At 66.0% G+C, this 16,585-nt stretch carries 13 protein-coding genes; 10 read left to right on the top strand and 3 right to left on the bottom strand.

Annotated features, from left to right (window positions below; all coding sequences use genetic code 11):
• Positions 1-6 precede the first annotated feature (6 nt).
• Positions 7-816, top strand: a complete 810-nt coding sequence (locus tag SPMU_RS13555; protein ID WP_088334468.1) for a DUF5694 domain-containing protein — start codon at positions 7-9, stop codon at positions 814-816.
• 159 nt (positions 817-975) lie between these two features.
• On the opposite strand, the gene SPMU_RS13550 is transcribed toward SPMU_RS13555, so the two are convergent.
• Positions 976-1,629: an OmpW/AlkL family protein gene (locus tag SPMU_RS13550; protein ID WP_088334467.1), complete on the bottom strand. Its 654-nt coding sequence runs from the start codon at positions 1,627-1,629 to the stop codon at positions 976-978.
• A gap of 215 nt (positions 1,630-1,844) precedes the next feature.
• On the opposite strand from SPMU_RS13550, the gene SPMU_RS13545 reads away from it, so the two are divergent.
• Entirely contained in the window at positions 1,845-2,159 is a 315-nt protein-coding gene (locus tag SPMU_RS13545; RefSeq protein ID WP_088334717.1) for a VOC family protein, read from the top strand.
• A gap of 111 nt (positions 2,160-2,270) precedes the next feature.
• On the opposite strand, the gene SPMU_RS17420 is transcribed toward SPMU_RS13545, so the two are convergent.
• Positions 2,271-3,464 carry a GGDEF domain-containing protein gene (locus SPMU_RS17420; RefSeq protein ID WP_088334466.1) on the bottom strand — a complete coding sequence of 398 codons (1,194 nt, stop codon included), beginning with the start codon at positions 3,462-3,464 and terminating at the stop codon, positions 2,271-2,273.
• Positions 3,465-3,794: 330 nt separating this feature from the next.
• Between SPMU_RS17420 and SPMU_RS13535 the strand changes: the two genes are divergently transcribed.
• The 8 genes from SPMU_RS13535 to SPMU_RS13500 all read left to right on the top strand — a co-directional run bounded on the left by SPMU_RS13535 (position 3,795) and on the right by SPMU_RS13500 (position 15,438).
• Positions 3,795-4,592: a Coq4 family protein gene (locus tag SPMU_RS13535; protein ID WP_088334465.1), complete on the top strand. Its 798-nt coding sequence runs from the start codon at positions 3,795-3,797 to the stop codon at positions 4,590-4,592.
• A 357-nt stretch (positions 4,593-4,949) separates the two neighbouring features.
• Positions 4,950-5,993 (top strand): DNA replication/repair protein RecF, encoded by a 1,044-nt coding sequence (gene recF, locus SPMU_RS13530; protein ID WP_088334464.1) that lies wholly within the window; start codon positions 4,950-4,952, stop codon positions 5,991-5,993.
• A 68-nt stretch (positions 5,994-6,061) separates the two neighbouring features.
• Positions 6,062-7,321, top strand: coding sequence for an MFS transporter (locus SPMU_RS13525; RefSeq protein WP_088334463.1), 1,260 nt, complete (start codon positions 6,062-6,064; stop codon positions 7,319-7,321).
• A 131-nt stretch (positions 7,322-7,452) separates the two neighbouring features.
• The gene (gene gyrB / locus SPMU_RS13520; RefSeq protein WP_088334715.1) at positions 7,453-9,963 is read left to right on the top strand and encodes a DNA topoisomerase (ATP-hydrolyzing) subunit B; all 2,511 of its coding nucleotides are present in this window, start codon (positions 7,453-7,455) and stop codon (positions 9,961-9,963) included.
• Positions 9,964-10,161: 198 nt separating this feature from the next.
• A complete protein-coding gene (locus SPMU_RS13515; RefSeq protein ID WP_088334462.1) occupies positions 10,162-10,764 on the top strand; it encodes a DUF805 domain-containing protein in 603 nt (200 codons plus the stop codon).
• The gene (locus SPMU_RS13510; protein ID WP_088334461.1) at positions 10,761-11,735 is read left to right on the top strand and encodes a hypothetical protein; all 975 of its coding nucleotides are present in this window, start codon (positions 10,761-10,763) and stop codon (positions 11,733-11,735) included. Before SPMU_RS13515 ends, SPMU_RS13510 begins: the two co-directional genes overlap by 4 nt.
• A 358-nt stretch (positions 11,736-12,093) precedes the next feature.
• Positions 12,094-13,947: a dihydroxy-acid dehydratase gene (gene ilvD / locus SPMU_RS13505; RefSeq protein ID WP_088334460.1), complete on the top strand. Its 1,854-nt coding sequence runs from the start codon at positions 12,094-12,096 to the stop codon at positions 13,945-13,947.
• Between the two features lie 156 nt (positions 13,948-14,103).
• The gene (locus SPMU_RS13500) at positions 14,104-15,438 is read left to right on the top strand and encodes a sulfotransferase family protein (protein WP_088334459.1); all 1,335 of its coding nucleotides are present in this window, start codon (positions 14,104-14,106) and stop codon (positions 15,436-15,438) included.
• Positions 15,439-15,537: 99 nt separating this feature from the next.
• Here SPMU_RS13500 and SPMU_RS13495 read toward each other — a convergent pair whose 3' ends face one another.
• Entirely contained in the window at positions 15,538-15,984 is a 447-nt protein-coding gene (locus SPMU_RS13495; protein WP_088334458.1) for a globin domain-containing protein, read from the bottom strand.
• Between the last annotated feature and the right edge of the window lie 601 nt (positions 15,985-16,585).

The following is a 16,585-nucleotide window of genomic DNA, read 5'->3' as shown; positions in this document are numbered from 1 at the left end:
ACGAGAATGAAGACCTGTCGCCTGATCGCAGGCCTAGCAGCGCTGATGCTCACCCCGGCGCTGCCGGCGCAGCAGCCCGGCGAAATGCCCGTTCCCACAAAGGTCATGATCGTCGGCACCATGCACTTCGCCAACCCCGGCCTGGATTATCGCAACCTCGCGGTCGACGATGTTCTCGCGCCGAAGCGTCAGCGTGAGATCACGGCGATCGTACAGGCATTGTCACGCTTCTCGCCGACGGCGATCGGGGTGGAATGGCGCGACGACGCGGCATCGGCCGCTTACGCGAAGTACAAGAACGGAGCATTGCCCCCCAGCCGCGACGAAACCGTGCAGCTCGGCTTTGCGCTCGCCAAATTGTCGAAGATCGATGCGGTCCACGGCTTGGGCATGCCCGCGGACCTGCCGTTCGAACTGGCGGTCGCCTTTGCACAGGCCCACGGCAAGCAAGCCATCATCGATCGCGTCACCGCCGTCAGCGACAAGAATGTCGCCGCGCAGGAGAAATCGCTCAAGACGAAAGGGATCGCCGCGACGCTACGCCTGCTGAACGATCCAGTGGCAGCGAACGACACGCACAGCCTCTATCGAGAGCTGTTGAAGTTGGGCGCTGGCGACGATCAGCCAGGCCTGGAAGCAACGGCGACATGGTATCGCCGCAACCTGGGGATTTGCGCGAAGCTGATGCAGGCGATCAAGCCGGGCGATCATATGATCGTGTTCATCGGCGCGGGCCACCTGACTCTAATGCAGCAATGCGTCCGCGAGACACCCGGCTTCAGCCTGATCGACGCGCGCGATTACCTTCCGCACTGAGCCGTATCGGCAGCACGGAAGGCCGATCCCCGAAAGCCGCCGTCCGGCCAAAGAGAAAGCGAGACGAAGGTGCGGGGAACTGGAGGGCTACGGCGGGCATGATCGCTCACCTGCCAATCGCCGAGCAATGGGAGGCGGCGCACAGCCCGCCCCTCGCCTTCAGAACCGCATGCCCAGCCCGATCGACGGGACAATCGGATCAAGGCTGACGTTGACGCGGTTCACCGCCCCGCCCGTGGTCAGCCGCGCGCGCGTGTCGATGTCGATATATTTCACGTCAAGGTTCAGGAACACGCGCTTGGTCAGGTCCACGTCGACACCCGCCTGGAGCGCATAGCCAAAGCTATCCTTCAGCTTCACGTCGGTCTTCCCGATCGCGTTCTCCAGCGAGCGGCTCGCGTCGCTCGAATAGAAGATCGTGTAATTCACGCCCGCGCCCACATAGGGGCGGATCTTGGCCTTGGGCGCGAAGTGATATTGCACCGTCAGCGTCGGCGGCAGCACCCACGTGTCCGCCACGTCGCCCAGCGCGGCGATGGAGCCAGTACCCCGGATGTCGTGCTTGGTGGTGGCAAGGATCAGCTCGGTGCCGATATGGTCCGTCCACATATAGGTGAAGTCGACTTCCGGCGCGACGCTGTCCGAAACGCTCACCGATCCGGTCGGAAAGCCCGGCTTAACCGTCCCCGCCTTTTCGGTCGGGGAGACGACAATGGCGCGCGCCCGGACCAGCACGTCACCCGCTTGCACCTGCGCCTGCGCAGGGGAAGCGATCGCGAGTGCGAGAAGGCTAGCGCTGACAACCAATTTCATGGCCAACTCCTTGTATCTTGCTTGGCGAGTTGGTCGCTAGAACGGGATCGAAACGAGCGCTGTACGCAGAGTCCCGGATCGGGGTTGTACGAGGGAATGTAAGCGAGCTGGCCGCGCGGACTGATGATCTAAGCCAAAGCCCCCGCGTCATTCCGCGCAAGATCGTGTACACCGATCAGGCTCGGCGGATCAGTCGCGCCGGGCCGGAGGATGCCATGCGGGTCGAAGCGCTCCACCACGTGCAGATCGCCCTGCCGCCGGGGCAAGAGGAAGCAGCGCGCCGCTTCTACGCGGGCCTCCTCGGTATTCCGGAGACAGCGAAGCCACCGCATCTGGCGAAGCGAGGCGGGTGCTGGTTCGAACACGGCAACCTAAGGGTGCACCTCGGGGTGGAGGCGGATTTCAGGCCCGCCCGCAAAGCGCATCCGGCCTTCACCGTGGCGGACCTCGGCGGCTTGATCCGTCGCCTGGCGAGCGCCGGGATCGAGATCATCCGGGATGAGCCTCTCGCCGGCTACCATCGCTGCTAGGTCGCCGATCCCTTCGGCAATCGGCTAGAGCTGATAGAGCCGTCTGAACAGTCAGCCGCGATGTAAGCGCACCCGATAGCTCCCGGGTGCAGATGCGCCGCTGATTTCCGCCTAGTTCGTGTGCGCGTGCACGACCCGCAGCGCGCGCCGCCGTACCGCAGGTTCGGCACCGCCGCGGCCCATGGCCGGCCATGCGGCCCGGTTGCTCGTCTTGGCGTGGTGCAGCGCCATGTCCGCCACGTCGAGCAATTCCGACAGCGTCCCACCATGATCGTCCGAAAGCGCCACGCCGATGCTGGCGCCGACATGCACATTCTGCCCCGCCACGACATAGGCCTGCCCGGCCACCGCCTCGCTGATCCGCGCCTTCAGCTGCTCCGCACCGTCGCGGCCGATATTCTCCGCGACCAGCACGAACTCATCCCCGCCGATCCGCGCGACGCGCACATGGGGGCCGCCAATCTCCTGCAGGCGCTTGCTCACGGCCACCAAGACGGCGTCGCCGGCCTTGTGCCCCAGCGTATCGTTGATGGTCTTGAACCAGTCGAGATCGAGATACAGTACGGCCAGCCCAGCCTCCGCGCGCGCCGCATGTTCCCCCGCCCAGCGGGACAGGCCGTTGCGGTTGAGCAAGCCGGTGAGCGGGTCGTGCCGCGCATGATGATCGTTGATCATCTCGGCCTTCATGGTCCGCACCAGCAGCCGGTTCAGCTGAAACGCCGCCGACGTCATGCTGGCGAGGTAGAACGGGATCTGGAACAGCGTCAGCAGCAGGATCGGCTGGCCGGAAAGAACACCGGCAATCACGCACGGCCCCAGGCTGAGCGCGATCATGACCGCCACGAGCCGCGGCGCTCCGAAGTTGCGGAAGCAAATGCCCCCGACCATCGCGGCGGCGGAGAGGCAGGCAAGCGTCGCGGCAACCCAGTCGCCGCTCGCCACGCACATGAACGTGCCATAGCCGACGCTGGCGGCCCAGAGCACGGCAAGCGTGATATAGAGATCGGTCGGTCCGCGCTTGCCCTCCCGCATGGCCTTGTGCCCGAAATACAGCGTCGGCAGCCGCAGCGCGGCCAGCAGCACCTCAAGCGCGACCCACACATAAGCAGCCGTTGTCTGCATGCGCGCAGCGATGAGCGTCGACACGGCAATGGTGTTCAACACGCCGCCTGCAAAGATCGGAAGCGTGCTGTACAGGCTGCGCAGGAGTGTACGCCGCGTGCTGTCAGGAATGTCCCCGCCCGGCTCGACCAGCCACCGCGTCACGGACCACCCGGGCAACTGCTGCCCAAGGTCGCCCGCCATACGTAAACGCCAACTCATATCCAGAACCGCAGCATCTTTATCCCCTGCCCCGCGGCGCCCTGTAGACGACGCTTGTTAATGGAACGTTCTGAGCGGCGCAGAATCGATCGGCCGGGTCTCGCCCGCCGGGGCAGGACGGCATGCCGCTTCCGTCTGCGATCCATCCCGCTCAATCACACGCCGCACCCTGCAATCGATCAGTTGAGCTCGTCTGTCGCCGGCAAGGCACGGCGCCTTGAACATTGCCGGCCGGGCGCAATCGCGGAACCCGTCGTTGACGAAACCGTTCGGCACTGCTATTGACAGTCTTGTCAGTAGGAGTCGATCAACATGGCTGCAAAGCTTCCCCCTTTCCCCGGCAGCACCGGTCGTCGTGACTGGAACACGGCGCTCGACGCCATCAAGAAGCTGCTGAACAATGGCGATGATACGGTTCAGGTGTTTCGCATCATGCGCGCGCTGAACGTCGGCAGCACGGAATGGGGCTATGCCAAGCTCCTCGGCACCGAAGAAGGCGGACGGATCGCGCGCGAGCAGGCCGAACTGGCCGAGCGCTTCTCCGATCGCACCTGGGTGGATGGTTTCGCCCCCGGTACCGTCGGCGCCGCCTACCGCGATTTCCTAGACAGCACCGGTTATTCGGCGGACGGCCTCGTTGCGGTCAGCCGCGAGGGCAACGCCAATGTCGAGATCGACCACCCCTATGCGTGGTTCGGCCGCCGCACGCGCGACATTCACGACATCTGGCACGTCCTGACCGGCTACAAGGCTGACGAAAGCCTGGGCGAAGCGGCGCTGGTGGCGTTCAGCTATGCGCAGGTCGGCGGTGCCGGCTGGGCGTTCATCGGCTCGGCCGCCGCGCTCAAGAGCGTGCGCATCACCAAGGGCACGCTGTTCGCCCGCGCGGTGATCGAGGGATATCAGCGCGGCAAGGCCGCCAAGTGGCTCGCCGGCGAAGACTATATCAAGCTCATGGACGAGCCGCTCGGCGCCGCCCGCAAGCGCCTCGGCCTGACCGAGCCGGTGCTGTACCGCCGCGCGCAGGAAGAGCTTGGCGACGAAATGGCCTCCTATCTCAGCCAGCGCCGCGAAGAGCCGGCCCAGGAACCGCAGGCACTCGCTGCCTGACCTATTTCGGGAGGGAAGTCTGCTTCCCTCCCGTTTTGTTAGGTAGGCCGAGTAGGCGCGACCAACGACCTGTTGGCTTGGCTTCTTCGCCTGGCCATTGCCCACCTCCGCGGGCATCGTCCCCCGCGGGGCAGACGGTTCAGGGCTAAAACCCGGATACTTCCCCGGCTCGCGGCTCCGGCCGTTGCATTTCCCTGCCCAGCGGATCTGCCGCCGCCTTTCACATCCCGCACGCCCGACCCGCGTCACCGAAAGCCGTCGATCGGTAACACGCGCGTCGGCTTTCCCGGCCCGCTTCAACGCCCGGCAGGCGTGAACCACTTCCGCCTTTCCCGAAGCCAAACTAAAGCCGGCCGGATGATCCGCCGGCTCGTGCTGACCAATGTCCGCAACCATGCGACGCTGACGCTTCCGCCCGCGCCCGGTTTCGTGCTGCTTACCGGCCCTAATGGGGCGGGCAAGACGAACGTGCTGGAGGCCGTATCGCTGCTGGCCCCCGGCCGCGGCTTGCGGCGATCCAGCCTGGGTGAGATCGCCCGGCGTGACGGTCCGGGTGGGTTCGGCGTTGCCGCCACGCTCGATAACGAGACCGAGATCGCCACGGGCGCCCTGGCTGGCGCCCCTGAGCGGCGCGTCGTGCGCATCAACGGCGCCAGCGCCGCCGCCAACACGCTTGCCGAGTGGCTTTCCGTCCTGTGGCTCACCCCAGCAATGGACCGGCTCTTCGTCGAGCCCGCCAGCGAGCGGCGCCGCTTTCTTGATCGCCTGACGCTCGCCCTCGCCCCGGCGCATGCGACCGAGACAAGCCGCTACGAAGCCGCCATGCGTGCGCGCAACAAGCTCCTTGCTGAGCCATACCCCGACCCCGAATGGCTGTCCGCACTGGAAACGCAAATGGCGCAGCATGGCACCGCCGTCGCCACCGCCCGCGCCGAGACGGTGGCCGCGCTCTCGGGCCGACTGGATCGGGCCCGGGACGGAGACTTTCCCCGGGCGTCCTTGACGCTGGAGGGCTGGAGCGACGATGCCGCCGCACTCCTCGACGCGCTGCGTGCGGGCCGCGCGCGCGACACCGCGGCGGGCCGCACCCTCGTCGGCCCGCACCGCGCCGACCTCCTCGTTCGTCATCTCGACAAGGACATTGCCGCCGCGCAGGCCTCCACCGGCGAGCAAAAGGCGCTGCTGCTCGCCATCGTTCTCGCCCATGCCGATCTGGTCGCGGAGCGGCGCAGCCAGTCGCCCATCCTGCTGCTGGACGAAGTCGCCGCCCACCTCGATCCCGATCGCCGCGCCGCCTTGTTCGCGCGCCTCGCGCATCACCAGCAGGTCTGGATGACCGGCACCGAGCCCGCCCTGTTCGCCGCCATCGGAGAGGACGCAACTCGGATCGCGTTGGGCTGACCAAAAGACCATCGGGCGGTTTCGCCAAGCGGGCTGGACGGGCGCGCTGGCCGCGCTACCATCCCCCTATGGAGAGACAACCACCGCGACCGGCAAACGCCGGCGAGTGGCGACGCGGCTGGCCGATCGTCGCTGCAGCCATGATCGGCATCGGCACCGGCCCCGGCCTGTTCCAGAACCTCTCAAGCCTGTTCATTGTCGGCCCAATCGCGGAATTCGGCTGGAGCCGGGGCGACATTGCAACCGCTGCCGGCTTGGGCCTGCTCGGCGGCTTGGCAGCCCCATTCCTCGGGCGCTTGGCCGACCGGATCGGCGCGCGCGCGATCATCCTGCTCGCCATGATCCTGCTCGGCCTGGTGTATGCCGGCATGGCTTCGCTCAGTGGGCCGCTGTGGCAATATCAGCTTCTGATCTTCGGCCTCGCGCTCACCGTGCCGGGCACCAGCGCGATCGTGTACGGCAAGCTCATTTCGCAGCGCTTCCACGCGCATCGCGGCATCGCGCTGGGCGTCGCCACCTCCGGCATTTCGCTTTCCTCGCTGGCGCTCGCGCCGGTGGTGGGCATGGTGATCGCCGCTTATGGCTGGCGCGTCGGCTTTCTCGCGCTCGGGTTCGTGGTCTCAGCGCTCGCGCTCCCCGCCGTGCTGCTGCTGCTTCGCGGCGAGCCGATCCCGACGACACGGCCCAACCCGCACGCGCCGTCACCCGTCGTGATCGAGGGGATGACCGGCGCCGAAACGCGGCGCGACAGCCGCTATTGGCGCCTCGCGCTCACCGCGGCGCTGATCAACATCGCCAGCGTCGGGCTGGTGACGTCGCTGGTGCCGTTCGGCATGGACCGCGGCTTCGATACGGCGGAGGCAGCGCTGCTGGTTACCAGTTTCGCCGCGAGCCAGGTCGTCGGCCGGCTGGTGATGGGGGCCCTGGTGGACCGTTTCCGCCCGCAGCTGACCGCCGCCGCCTTCGCCACCGCCTCGGCGCTCGCCTTCGTAGTGCTTCAGGTGCCGGCGCCCGGCCTGCCGCTGCTGGTCGCCGCCGTGTTCTTCGCCGGGCTGATGAACGGCGCCGAGCATGATCTGCTGCCGTTCCTCGCCGCCCGCCTGTTCGGCCTGCGCGCATATGGCGAAGTTTATGGCCTGCTGGTGATGATATCGCTGTTCGGCACCGCGACCGGCATTACCGCTTTCGGGCGCCTCCACGACGCGACCGGGAATTACAGCGCCGCCCTGACCATGGCGGCCGTTGCGCTTGTCGGCGCGGCCGTGCTGTTCCTAACGCTGCGCGAACGGCCGCTGCCGCTTGTTCAGGTGTCCGCGCACCCCGCCTGATCGCGCGCGCTCCTCTGCCGCCGCGCGGCGATCGCTCGCATCCGCCACGTGACGCCGCCGCGGCGTCAGCAGCGCCCGCAACGCCTTGTATTTCGCTTTCGTTGCAGCGCCGCAATGCCTATATCCTTGGCATGGCAGAACAGCAGAATTCGAACGACTACGGCGCCTCCTCGATCAAGGTGCTGAAGGGCCTGGACGCGGTGCGCAAGCGGCCGGGCATGTACATCGGCGACACCGACGACGGCTCGGGCCTCCACCACATGGTGTTCGAGGTCAGCGACAATGCGATCGACGAGGCGCTGGCCGGCCATTGCGACCGGATCGACATCACGCTGAACGCCGACGGATCGGTCAGCGTCACGGACAATGGCCGCGGCATCCCCACCGGCATCCACCCGGAAGAAGGCGTTTCGGCGGCCGAGGTCATCATGACCCAGCTCCACGCCGGCGGTAAGTTCGAGAACACCTCGGACGATAACGCCTACAAGGTCTCTGGCGGCCTCCACGGCGTCGGCGTCTCGGTCGTCAACGCGCTCTCCGAATTCCTCGATCTCACCATCTGGCGCGACGGCGAGGAGCATTACATGCGCTTCGCGTTCGGCAATGCCGTTGCGCCGCTGAAGGTCGTCGGCAAGGCGGCGGAGGGCCAGAAGGGCACGCGCGTCACCTTCCTGCCCTCGCCTTCCACCTTCAAGATCACCGAGTTCGATTTTGACAAGCTCGAACACCGCTATCGTGAGCTCGCCTTCCTAAACTCGGGCGTGCGCCTGTTCCTCACCGATGCGCGGCACGAGGAGCCCAAGACCGTCGAGCTCTATTACGAAGGCGGCATCGCCGCGTTCGTGAAGTGGCTCGATCGCACCAAGGCTGCCCTGTTCCCGGAGCCGATCGCGATCAACGGCCAGCGGGACGACATCGGCATCGACGTCGCGCTGCAGTGGAATGACTCGTACTACGAGAATGTCCTTTGCTTCACCAACAACATCCCGCAGCGTGACGGCGGCACCCACCTCGCCGCCTTCCGCTCGGCGCTGACGCGCACGCTGAACGCTTATGCCGACAAGTCCGGCATGCTGAAGAAGGAGAAGATCTCCCTCACCGGCGACGACATGCGCGAGGGTCTCACCGCGATCGTCTCGGTCAAGCTGCCGGACCCGAAGTTCTCGTCGCAGACCAAGGACAAGCTGGTCAGCTCCGAGGTGCGCCAGCCGCTCGAAAGCCTGCTGGCCGACAAGATGGCCGACTGGCTGGAGGAAAACCCGCAGAATGCGCGCCAGATCATCCAGAAGGTGATCGACGCCGCCGCCGCGCGTGAGGCCGCGCGCAAGGCGCGCGATGCCAGCCGCAAGACGGTGATGGGCTCGATCGGCGGCCTGCCGGGCAAGCTGCACGATTGCCGCGAAAAGGATCCCGCCAAGTCCGAACTGTTCATCGTGGAGGGCGATTCCGCGGGCGGCTCGGCCAAGTCGGGCCGTAACAGCGAATTCCAGGCGATCCTCCCGATCCGCGGCAAGATCCTGAACGTCGAGCGTGTGCGCGAGGATCGCATGCTCTCGTCCAAGGAGATCATCTCGCTGATCCAGGCGATGGGCACCGGCATCGGCCGCGACGAGTTCAACCTCGACAAGCTGCGTTACCACAAGATCGTCATCATGACGGACGCAGACGTCGACGGCGCGCACATCCGCACCCTGCTGCTGACCTTCTTCTATCGCCAGATGCCCGATCTCATCAACGCCGGGCACCTCTATATCGCGCAGCCGCCGCTCTATAAGGCGACGCGCGGCAAGGCCGTGGAGTATCTGAAGGACGAAGGCGCGCTGGACGATTACCTCGTCCGCAACGGCACGCAGGCGACGACGCTCGATGGCGTCGGCACCGGCGGGCCGCTGTTCAACCTGGTCGAGCACGCCCGCCGCATGCGCACGCTGATGCGCTACGTGCCGCGCCGCTACGATCCGGTGATCATCGAAACGCTGGCGCTCGGCGGCGCGCTCGATCCGCAGGTCGCGCCCGAGGAGCGCGCGCAGCGCCTCGCGCAAGTCACCCGCCGGCTCGACCAGGGCGATCCCGAGGCACGCTGGACGGCGCAGATGACGACGGAGGGCGGCTTCCACTTCCAGCGCTTCTGGCGCGGCGTGACCGACCATCACATCGTCGAAGCGGCGTTCGTCGCCTCGGCCGAGGCGCGCAAGCTCCACGGCCTCGCCGCCGAACACGCCGACCTCTACGATCACGCGCGCAAGCTCGTGTCGCTAAAGGCTGCCGAGCGCACCGAAGAGCCGAACCCCGCCACGACGCTCGATGGCGCGATCGAGGACGGCGAAGGCGAAGCGGACGAAGCGCTGGTGATCGGCAAGGGCGAAACCCTGGTGGCCCGCCCCTCGCAGCTGCTGGAGGCGATCCTCGCCGCTGGCCGCAAGGGCCTCGCGATACAGCGCTACAAGGGCCTGGGCGAAATGAACGCCGAGCAGCTCTGGGAAACCACGCTCGATCCCAACAACCGCTCGATGCTCAAGGTCGCGATCGACCAGGCCGACGTCGCCGACGAGATCTTCACCCGCCTGATGGGCGACGTGGTGGAGCCCCGCCGCGAGTTCATTCAAGAGAATGCGCTCAGCGTGGCGAATCTGGACGTTTGATGGCGTGCGGGGCGGCAGACGGGCCGCCCCGCCTTCGTGCTGACCTCAGGACTTCCTGATGCGCATGTCAGTCGTCTGATCAGCACCGGGCGGACGATGACGATGCCCACAGCAGCGGCACACAGCACCGCATCACAGTCGGCGAGTGGGAACATGACGAGCCGGCAGACGTATCGCACCGAAAGGTGAGGATCATAGATGGCGGCAAGCGGCGATAGTCACGGCACCAGCGGCGTATTCTGCACCATTGGGCGCGTAGGTCCGGTGCGGGCGGCCGCGGTAACTCTCGTCGCTGCGATTATTCTGAAGCTGGTCGGCGTGGCGCTCGATCGTGGTGGGTTGGTCGCCTACATCCTTGCCGGAGCGGCCGCTGGCGCCACCATCGCCAAGCTGTTCGCCGAATGGTCGCGTCGCCTCCACGATACGAACATGTCGGCGAAATGGGGCGTGCTGCTCGGCCTCCTTGCCGTGGTCGGCGTCACCTTGCTCACCGTTTCTTCGACGCGAGCGGACAGCCCCTGGCTGATGACGGCCGCCTGGATCGTGATCGGCGTCCTTCTTGCCGCCGTGCTTCTTCGCCCCGGCACACGCGGCGACAATCGCTTCGGCCCGCCTCCCACCGGTGCCCTTGCGGTCGGCGGCACCGCCTCGCCTGCGGCGCGCCGCCGCGCCGTTATCTGGGCGCTGGTGGCGACGCTCGGCGGCGCGCTGATCGGCTATACACTGATCGACATCTCGCAGGGGATGCGCGCCGCGCAGGATCGCACCCGGCTGTATGTCGAGGGGCAGGGCAGCCGATGACTACCGGCAATCCGGCGCGGTTGCAGGCCGCGCGCCAGATGATCGAAACCTTTCGCCGGGCGGGCATGCCGCCGAAGGGTGCCACGCCCGAGGCGGCGCGCGCCTTGCAGTTCAGCCCCGCCGGCTGGCCCGTCACCCGCAACGCCCTGATCTCGCAATTGATCGATCGGTTGGGCGGCGTGCGCCAGCCGATGCAGGCCGGTACCAGCTATTGCGGCCCCGCCGCCTTCCTCTACTGCCTGCTGGAGGATCGCCCCGACCTCTACGTTGCTTATGCCACGTCGATCTGGACGCATGGCGAGTATAGTTTCGGGAAGCTCGAGATCGATCCCGACCGCGGCACCGCGGATGCGCTGAAGGGCATCAACATGGCCCGCGCAAAGACGCCCAAAGGCAATCACATCTCCTCGCTCGACTGGCTCACCATGGCGAGCCTGTCGATCGCCACGCGCGAATGGTTCGTGCCGGGCGGCAGCGCCAAGGCAGACGATGTCGGCAAGTCGATCACTTACCCCTGGGTGCTCAAGCGCTGGTTCGCCGGCGTCAACACGCGCCCCGTGCACGACAGCATGGGGCTCGGGCTCGGCAAGGCCGGCCTGCGCGAATTCATCCAGGCGATGCATTATTGGGGTCGTCACTGGATCGTGCTCCAGATCGACTCCAGCTTGATCGAAGGCGGCGAGACCAGTACCTTCGAGCAGCGCCACTGGGTCGTCGTCGATCCGCATTTCCAACCGCGCGTGCGCGATAACAAGGGCACGATCGTGCCGCTTGGCAGCATCGGCAATCACATCAAGGCCAAGGCAATCCCGCGCGGCGGCGTCTACTGGGATGATGGCGCGATCCGCGACTGGCAGATGGATTTGCGTCTGTTCACCTGGGGCAAGGAAGGCGTGCGGTGCCGCGTTAACCTCCTGCGCGACGTGCCGGCACGCTTCTACGGCGCTTTTGCCTTCCCTCGCTTCCGCTGATCGGAGCCAACGCTTTGCAGTATTTCGGAATGCTCCGAACCGTTGTCCGATAACCGGCCTGCAAGGTCCGTCGACCGCGCCTCAACGCGCCCATGATTGGCCCGGCAACTAACATCAGCACCTGTCCTACGCTGCCCCGCCAAGGCATGATGGCGCCATTGCGATGAACGGTCTCGCGTGGGTGAAGGACTGCCGAATGGAAATCCATACGCCTCGGAAAAAACCGCTTATGTGCGTCAACATTGTCAACATTCGCGCCCGGACATTGACCCGAGCCACCCAAAATTTCCGATCTCGCGCATGATGCGCTATCCAGCGGTTCGATAACCAGCGCTTCGTAACAGCCGAGACCAACGCCATGCCCGTTTATCGCTCCCGCACCACCACCCACGGCCGCAACATGGCGGGCGCCCGCGGCTTGTGGCGTGCCACCGGCATGAAGGACGAGGATTTCGGCAAGCCGATCATCGCCGTGGTCAACAGCTTCACGCAATTCGTCCCCGGCCACGTTCACCTGAAGGATCTGGGCCAGCTGGTCGCGCGGGAGATCGAGGCCGCGGGCGGCGTCGCAAAGGAATTCAACACCATTGCGGTGGATGACGGCATCGCCATGGGCCACGGCGGCATGCTCTACAGCCTGCCGAGCCGCGATCTGATCGCCGACAGCGTCGAATATATGGTCAACGCGCATTGTGCCGATGCGATGGTCTGCATCTCCAATTGCGACAAGATCACGCCCGGCATGCTGATGGCGGCGTTGCGCATCAACATCCCCGTGATCTTCGTCTCCGGCGGGCCGATGGAGGCCGGCAAGGCCGACATTCGCGGCCAGACGGTCGCGCTCGATCTGGTCGACGCCATGGTGGTCGCCGCTGACGAAAGCTACACCGAGGAAGAGGTGCAGGTGATCGAGCGGTCGGCCTGCCCCACTTGCGGCTCCTGCTCGGGCATGTTCACCGCCAACAGCATGAATTGCCTGACGGAAGCGCTTGGCCTCTCGCTGCCCGGCAACGGCTCGGTGCTCGCCACCCACGCCGATCGCGAGCGGCTGTTCCGCGAGGCGGGGCACACCATCGTTGATCTCGCCAAGCGCTGGTATGAACAGGACGACGCCACCGCCCTGCCGCGCTCGATCGCCAGCTTCGCCGCATTCGAGAATGCAATCAGCCTCGATATAGCGATGGGCGGTTCGACCAACACGGTGCTCCACCTGCTCGCCGCCGCCTATGAGGGCGAGGTGCCCTTCACCATGGCGGACATCGATCGCCTGTCGCGCCGCGTGCCGTGCCTGTGCAAGGTCGCGCCGGCGAAGCAGGACGTGCATATGGAGGACGTCCACCGCGCCGGCGGGATCATGGCGATCCTGGGCCAGCTCGATCGCGCCGGCCTGCTCGATACCAGCCTGCCGACTGTCCATGCACCGACGATGGCGGACGCGCTGGACCGTTGGGACATCAGCCGGACGACCAGCGAGAGCGTGCGCCAGTTCTACAGCGCCGCGCCCGGCGGCGTCCGCACCACGCAGGCGTTCAGCCAAAGCAACCGCTGGAAGGAGCTCGACACCGATCGCACCGCCGGCGTGATCCGCGATGCCGAGCATCCCTTCTCGCACGATGGCGGGCTTGCCGTGCTGTACGGCAATCTCGCTCCCGAAGGCTGTATCGTGAAGACCGCGGGCGTGGACGAAAGCATCCTCACCTTCCACGGCACGGCGCGCGTCTACGAAAGCCAGGATGCCGCCGTCGCCGGCATTCTCGGCAACGAGGTAAAGGCCGGCGACGTGGTGGTGATCCGCTACGAAGGGCCAAAGGGCGGGCCGGGCATGCAGGAAATGCTGTACCCGACCAGCTATCTGAAATCGAAGGGGCTGGGGAAAGCCTGCGCGCTCATAACCGACGGGCGCTTCTCCGGCGGCACGTCGGGCCTCTCGATCGGCCACGTGTCGCCCGAAGCGGCCGAGGGCGGCCTGATTGCGCTGGTCGAAACGGGCGATCCGATCGTGATCGACATCCCTAACCGCGCCGTGCGGCTGGACATCGAGGATGCGGTGCTCGCCGCCCGACGCGAGGCGATGGTGGCACGCGGCACGGCCGCCTGGAAGCCGTTCGGCCGCAAGCGCGACGTCTCCCCCGCCCTGCGCGCCTATGCCGCGCTCACCACCAACGCCGCCCGCGGCGCGGTGCGCGACGTGGCTCAGGTCGAGCGACAGTAACGCCGACAAACAGGGGCGCGCCAAGTGGAAGGAGACGCCCCCCCCCGCGCGTGCGCCAACACAGCGCCGCGATGGCGCCCCTGCGGCCTCCCCTGGTCCACAAGGAATTCGACCGCAGCCAACGGCACGCCAGCGCCCCATCCGCGTTTCATCACGATGCCGCCATTCAGCCTACCGCGCCTTGCCGCCTCCTCGACAAAGGATCTGCCGGCGGAAGGCGCACATGGCATCACACGCGAGGCGCGATTGCGGATCCTCGATGCCGCGCTGGACCGCGCATGGCAGCGCGGCTGGTCGCAGCGGCCGACGCTTGATCCCGACGAACTGGTGCACAAGGCCGTCCAAAAGGCCGCGCTCCCGATCGATCGAGAAGAAAATGGATGGCGCGAGCGGCTGGCACTGCTTTGCAGCGATCTGGAAAGCGTCGCCGATCTCACCCCCTTGGGCCGCACCATCGCACACGGGCAGCTTGTCGCCGCCTTGTGCAATCGCATCCGCTTCCACGCACTATGGCGCCGACACTCGGAGATCGCAGAGCAGCCGATCACCGCGCCCATCATCATCGTCGGGCAAATGCGCTCCGGGACAACGCGGATGCAGCGCTTGCTCGCGTGTGATCCACGGCTAACCTTCACCCGCTTCTTCGAAAGCTGGAATCCCCTGCCGCGAACCATCGGGCGCAGCTGGATGGACGATCGGAAGCTGCGCGGCTGGCTGGCCATGCTGAGCGTGCGGGCACTCAACCCCGCGTTCGATGCCATCCATCCAACCAGTTGGAATGCGGCAGATGAAGAGATCGGGCTGCAAAGCGTATCGATCTTCGGCTCGGCGTTCGAGGTGCAATGGCGTGTCCCCGCTTACACCGCTGCGGTCGAAGCCGATGACGGCATCGCAACCTATGCCGAGTTCCGCCGCCTATTGCAGACGATCGCTTGGCTGCGGCGGGACGACGGCACCCGACCCTGGATCCTCAAGGTCCCGCAATTCAGCCAGGATCTCGCCGCCGTGCTCCACACGTTTCCAGACGCACGCCTGGTTTGCCTCAGCCGTGATCCACAGCAGGTCATCGCCTCCTCCGCCTCGCTGGTCCGCAACCAGATGGCGATCCAGTCCGCCTCTGTTGATCCCGAATGGATCGGCCGCGAATGGACGCGCAAGGTCGCGCTACGCGACGGGCGCACAGCAATTGCGCGGGCCGGCAGCGACGTCGCACAGGTGGATGTCGCCTATGCCGACGTCGAACGTGATTGGCAGGGCGAAATGGCTCGTGTGTACGGGATGCTGGGCATGCCCTTGTCATCAACCGCGCTGGCCCGAATGGGCGATTATGCCGGCAAGTCACGGATGGGGAGGCATGCGCGGCACCGCTACGGCGCGGCGGACTTCGGCTTGGCGCCGCGAGTTGATGAACTGATGGGCGAAGACGCTGGCGGGCCTGGGAGATACCTCTCCACCGTGCAGGTGCATCGCGGAACCGCCCCGGCGGCATAGCTGGCGTGCGGACGACACGGCCCCGGTCACCCCCACGCCAGCCCATCGGCAATGTTCGCCTTGGGGTGTAACCCGTGCACACCAGATCAGCGCAACCGCTCAGGCCGCTTCCGCCCGATACAGCTCCGCCTCCCGGTTGATCAGGATGTCGGCGAGAAACCAATAGGCCTCGCCCCACGCTTGGAGGATCTCGTCGCTCGCCACATCGCCGAGGATGTCGCGAATTGCGGGAAGCAAAGCATTAGCGACGGCGGGATAATGTTCTGACTTGATATGCGTTTCGACGTGCCGTGCACAAATGCGCTCGATCGCCGGCTTCAATACGTCGAGCTTGTCCACATTCTGGGCGAAAGCCAGAATAGCCGCGGCCAGCCGCTTTGGTTGAGCGCCGGATTCATGCGCGGCCATATCGAACAGCGCCTTGATCTCGGGATCAACAAACAGGCGCTGGTACATCCGCGTTGTAATTTCCACACCATGTTGCTGAAGCGCGGGCGCGGTCGACTTCACTATAGTCATGGTTTGCGGCGAAAGCGGCTTTGCCATGCGAGTTCTCCAAGTTGTTGGGCAATGTTTTCAGCGCGCTGGGATGCGGCACATTCCCGAACTATGTCCGGACCTCATGGCTCGACAATGAGGGGAAATACGCAGGCGAAACAGATAAGACCTCGAGCGATCGCGCCGACTCCCGCTCACCTGCCTTGGCGCAGTTGCAGGTGGCGAAACGGTCCTGCTGCCGGCAGTCCGATCCGGCTGTCCCCGGCGACGCACCGATACCGCGCAGCCTTCGCATTGATCCCACGCTGCCCCCAATCGGCAGTCAATAGAACGTGTCGCCGCGGCCTTCCTCGATCGCATTCAAGCGACTGCGCGTACGGGCGAAGCGCCGCGGCGCGAACGGATCGCAGACGCGTGATTTTCGGACTGTGGGATAGGAGAACGCCTGTGTGCTGGCGTTGAGTGCCCGCCTCAGGGAAGCGTGCCGGCAGGGAAACCAAAGCTCATACCGGCCTGGACAGGCGAGAAACTCTTGGCTTTCGTTGCAGCGCGCGATTGAACCGCCGCCCCCGCCTGAAGCGGAACGGGAGGATTCTTGGCCGCTCCACTCGTGACGTCACCCGCCGGCAAAGCGGGCCGGCGCAACAGC

Source organism: Sphingomonas mucosissima (assembly GCF_002197665.1).
In the GTDB taxonomy this organism is placed as follows: domain Bacteria; phylum Pseudomonadota; class Alphaproteobacteria; order Sphingomonadales; family Sphingomonadaceae; genus Sphingomonas; species Sphingomonas mucosissima.
Note: the sequence above shows the minus strand (reverse complement) of the source record. Positions and strands in the feature narration are given on the sequence as shown.

Coding starts and splice junctions, on each gene's coding strand:
- SPMU_RS13535 (WP_088334465.1), top strand. CDS start 3,795: ATGGCTGCAAAGCTTCCCCCTTTCCCCGGCAGCACCGGTCGTCGTGAC.
- SPMU_RS13550 (WP_088334467.1), bottom strand. CDS start 1,629: ATGAAATTGGTTGTCAGCGCTAGCCTTCTCGCACTCGCGATCGCTTCC.
- SPMU_RS13495 (WP_088334458.1), bottom strand. CDS start 15,984: ATGGCAAAGCCGCTTTCGCCGCAAACCATGACTATAGTGAAGTCGACC.
- gyrB (WP_088334715.1), top strand. CDS start 7,453: ATGGCAGAACAGCAGAATTCGAACGACTACGGCGCCTCCTCGATCAAG.
- ilvD (WP_088334460.1), top strand. CDS start 12,094: ATGCCCGTTTATCGCTCCCGCACCACCACCCACGGCCGCAACATGGCG.
- SPMU_RS13515 (WP_088334462.1), top strand. CDS start 10,162: ATGGCGGCAAGCGGCGATAGTCACGGCACCAGCGGCGTATTCTGCACC.
- SPMU_RS13525 (WP_088334463.1), top strand. CDS start 6,062: ATGGAGAGACAACCACCGCGACCGGCAAACGCCGGCGAGTGGCGACGC.
- recF (WP_088334464.1), top strand. CDS start 4,950: ATGATCCGCCGGCTCGTGCTGACCAATGTCCGCAACCATGCGACGCTG.
- SPMU_RS13500 (WP_088334459.1), top strand. CDS start 14,104: ATGCCGCCATTCAGCCTACCGCGCCTTGCCGCCTCCTCGACAAAGGAT.
- SPMU_RS13510 (WP_088334461.1), top strand. CDS start 10,761: ATGACTACCGGCAATCCGGCGCGGTTGCAGGCCGCGCGCCAGATGATC.
- SPMU_RS17420 (WP_088334466.1), bottom strand. CDS start 3,464: ATGGCGGGCGACCTTGGGCAGCAGTTGCCCGGGTGGTCCGTGACGCGG.
- SPMU_RS13545 (WP_088334717.1), top strand. CDS start 1,845: ATGCGGGTCGAAGCGCTCCACCACGTGCAGATCGCCCTGCCGCCGGGG.
- SPMU_RS13555 (WP_088334468.1), top strand. CDS start 7: ATGAAGACCTGTCGCCTGATCGCAGGCCTAGCAGCGCTGATGCTCACC.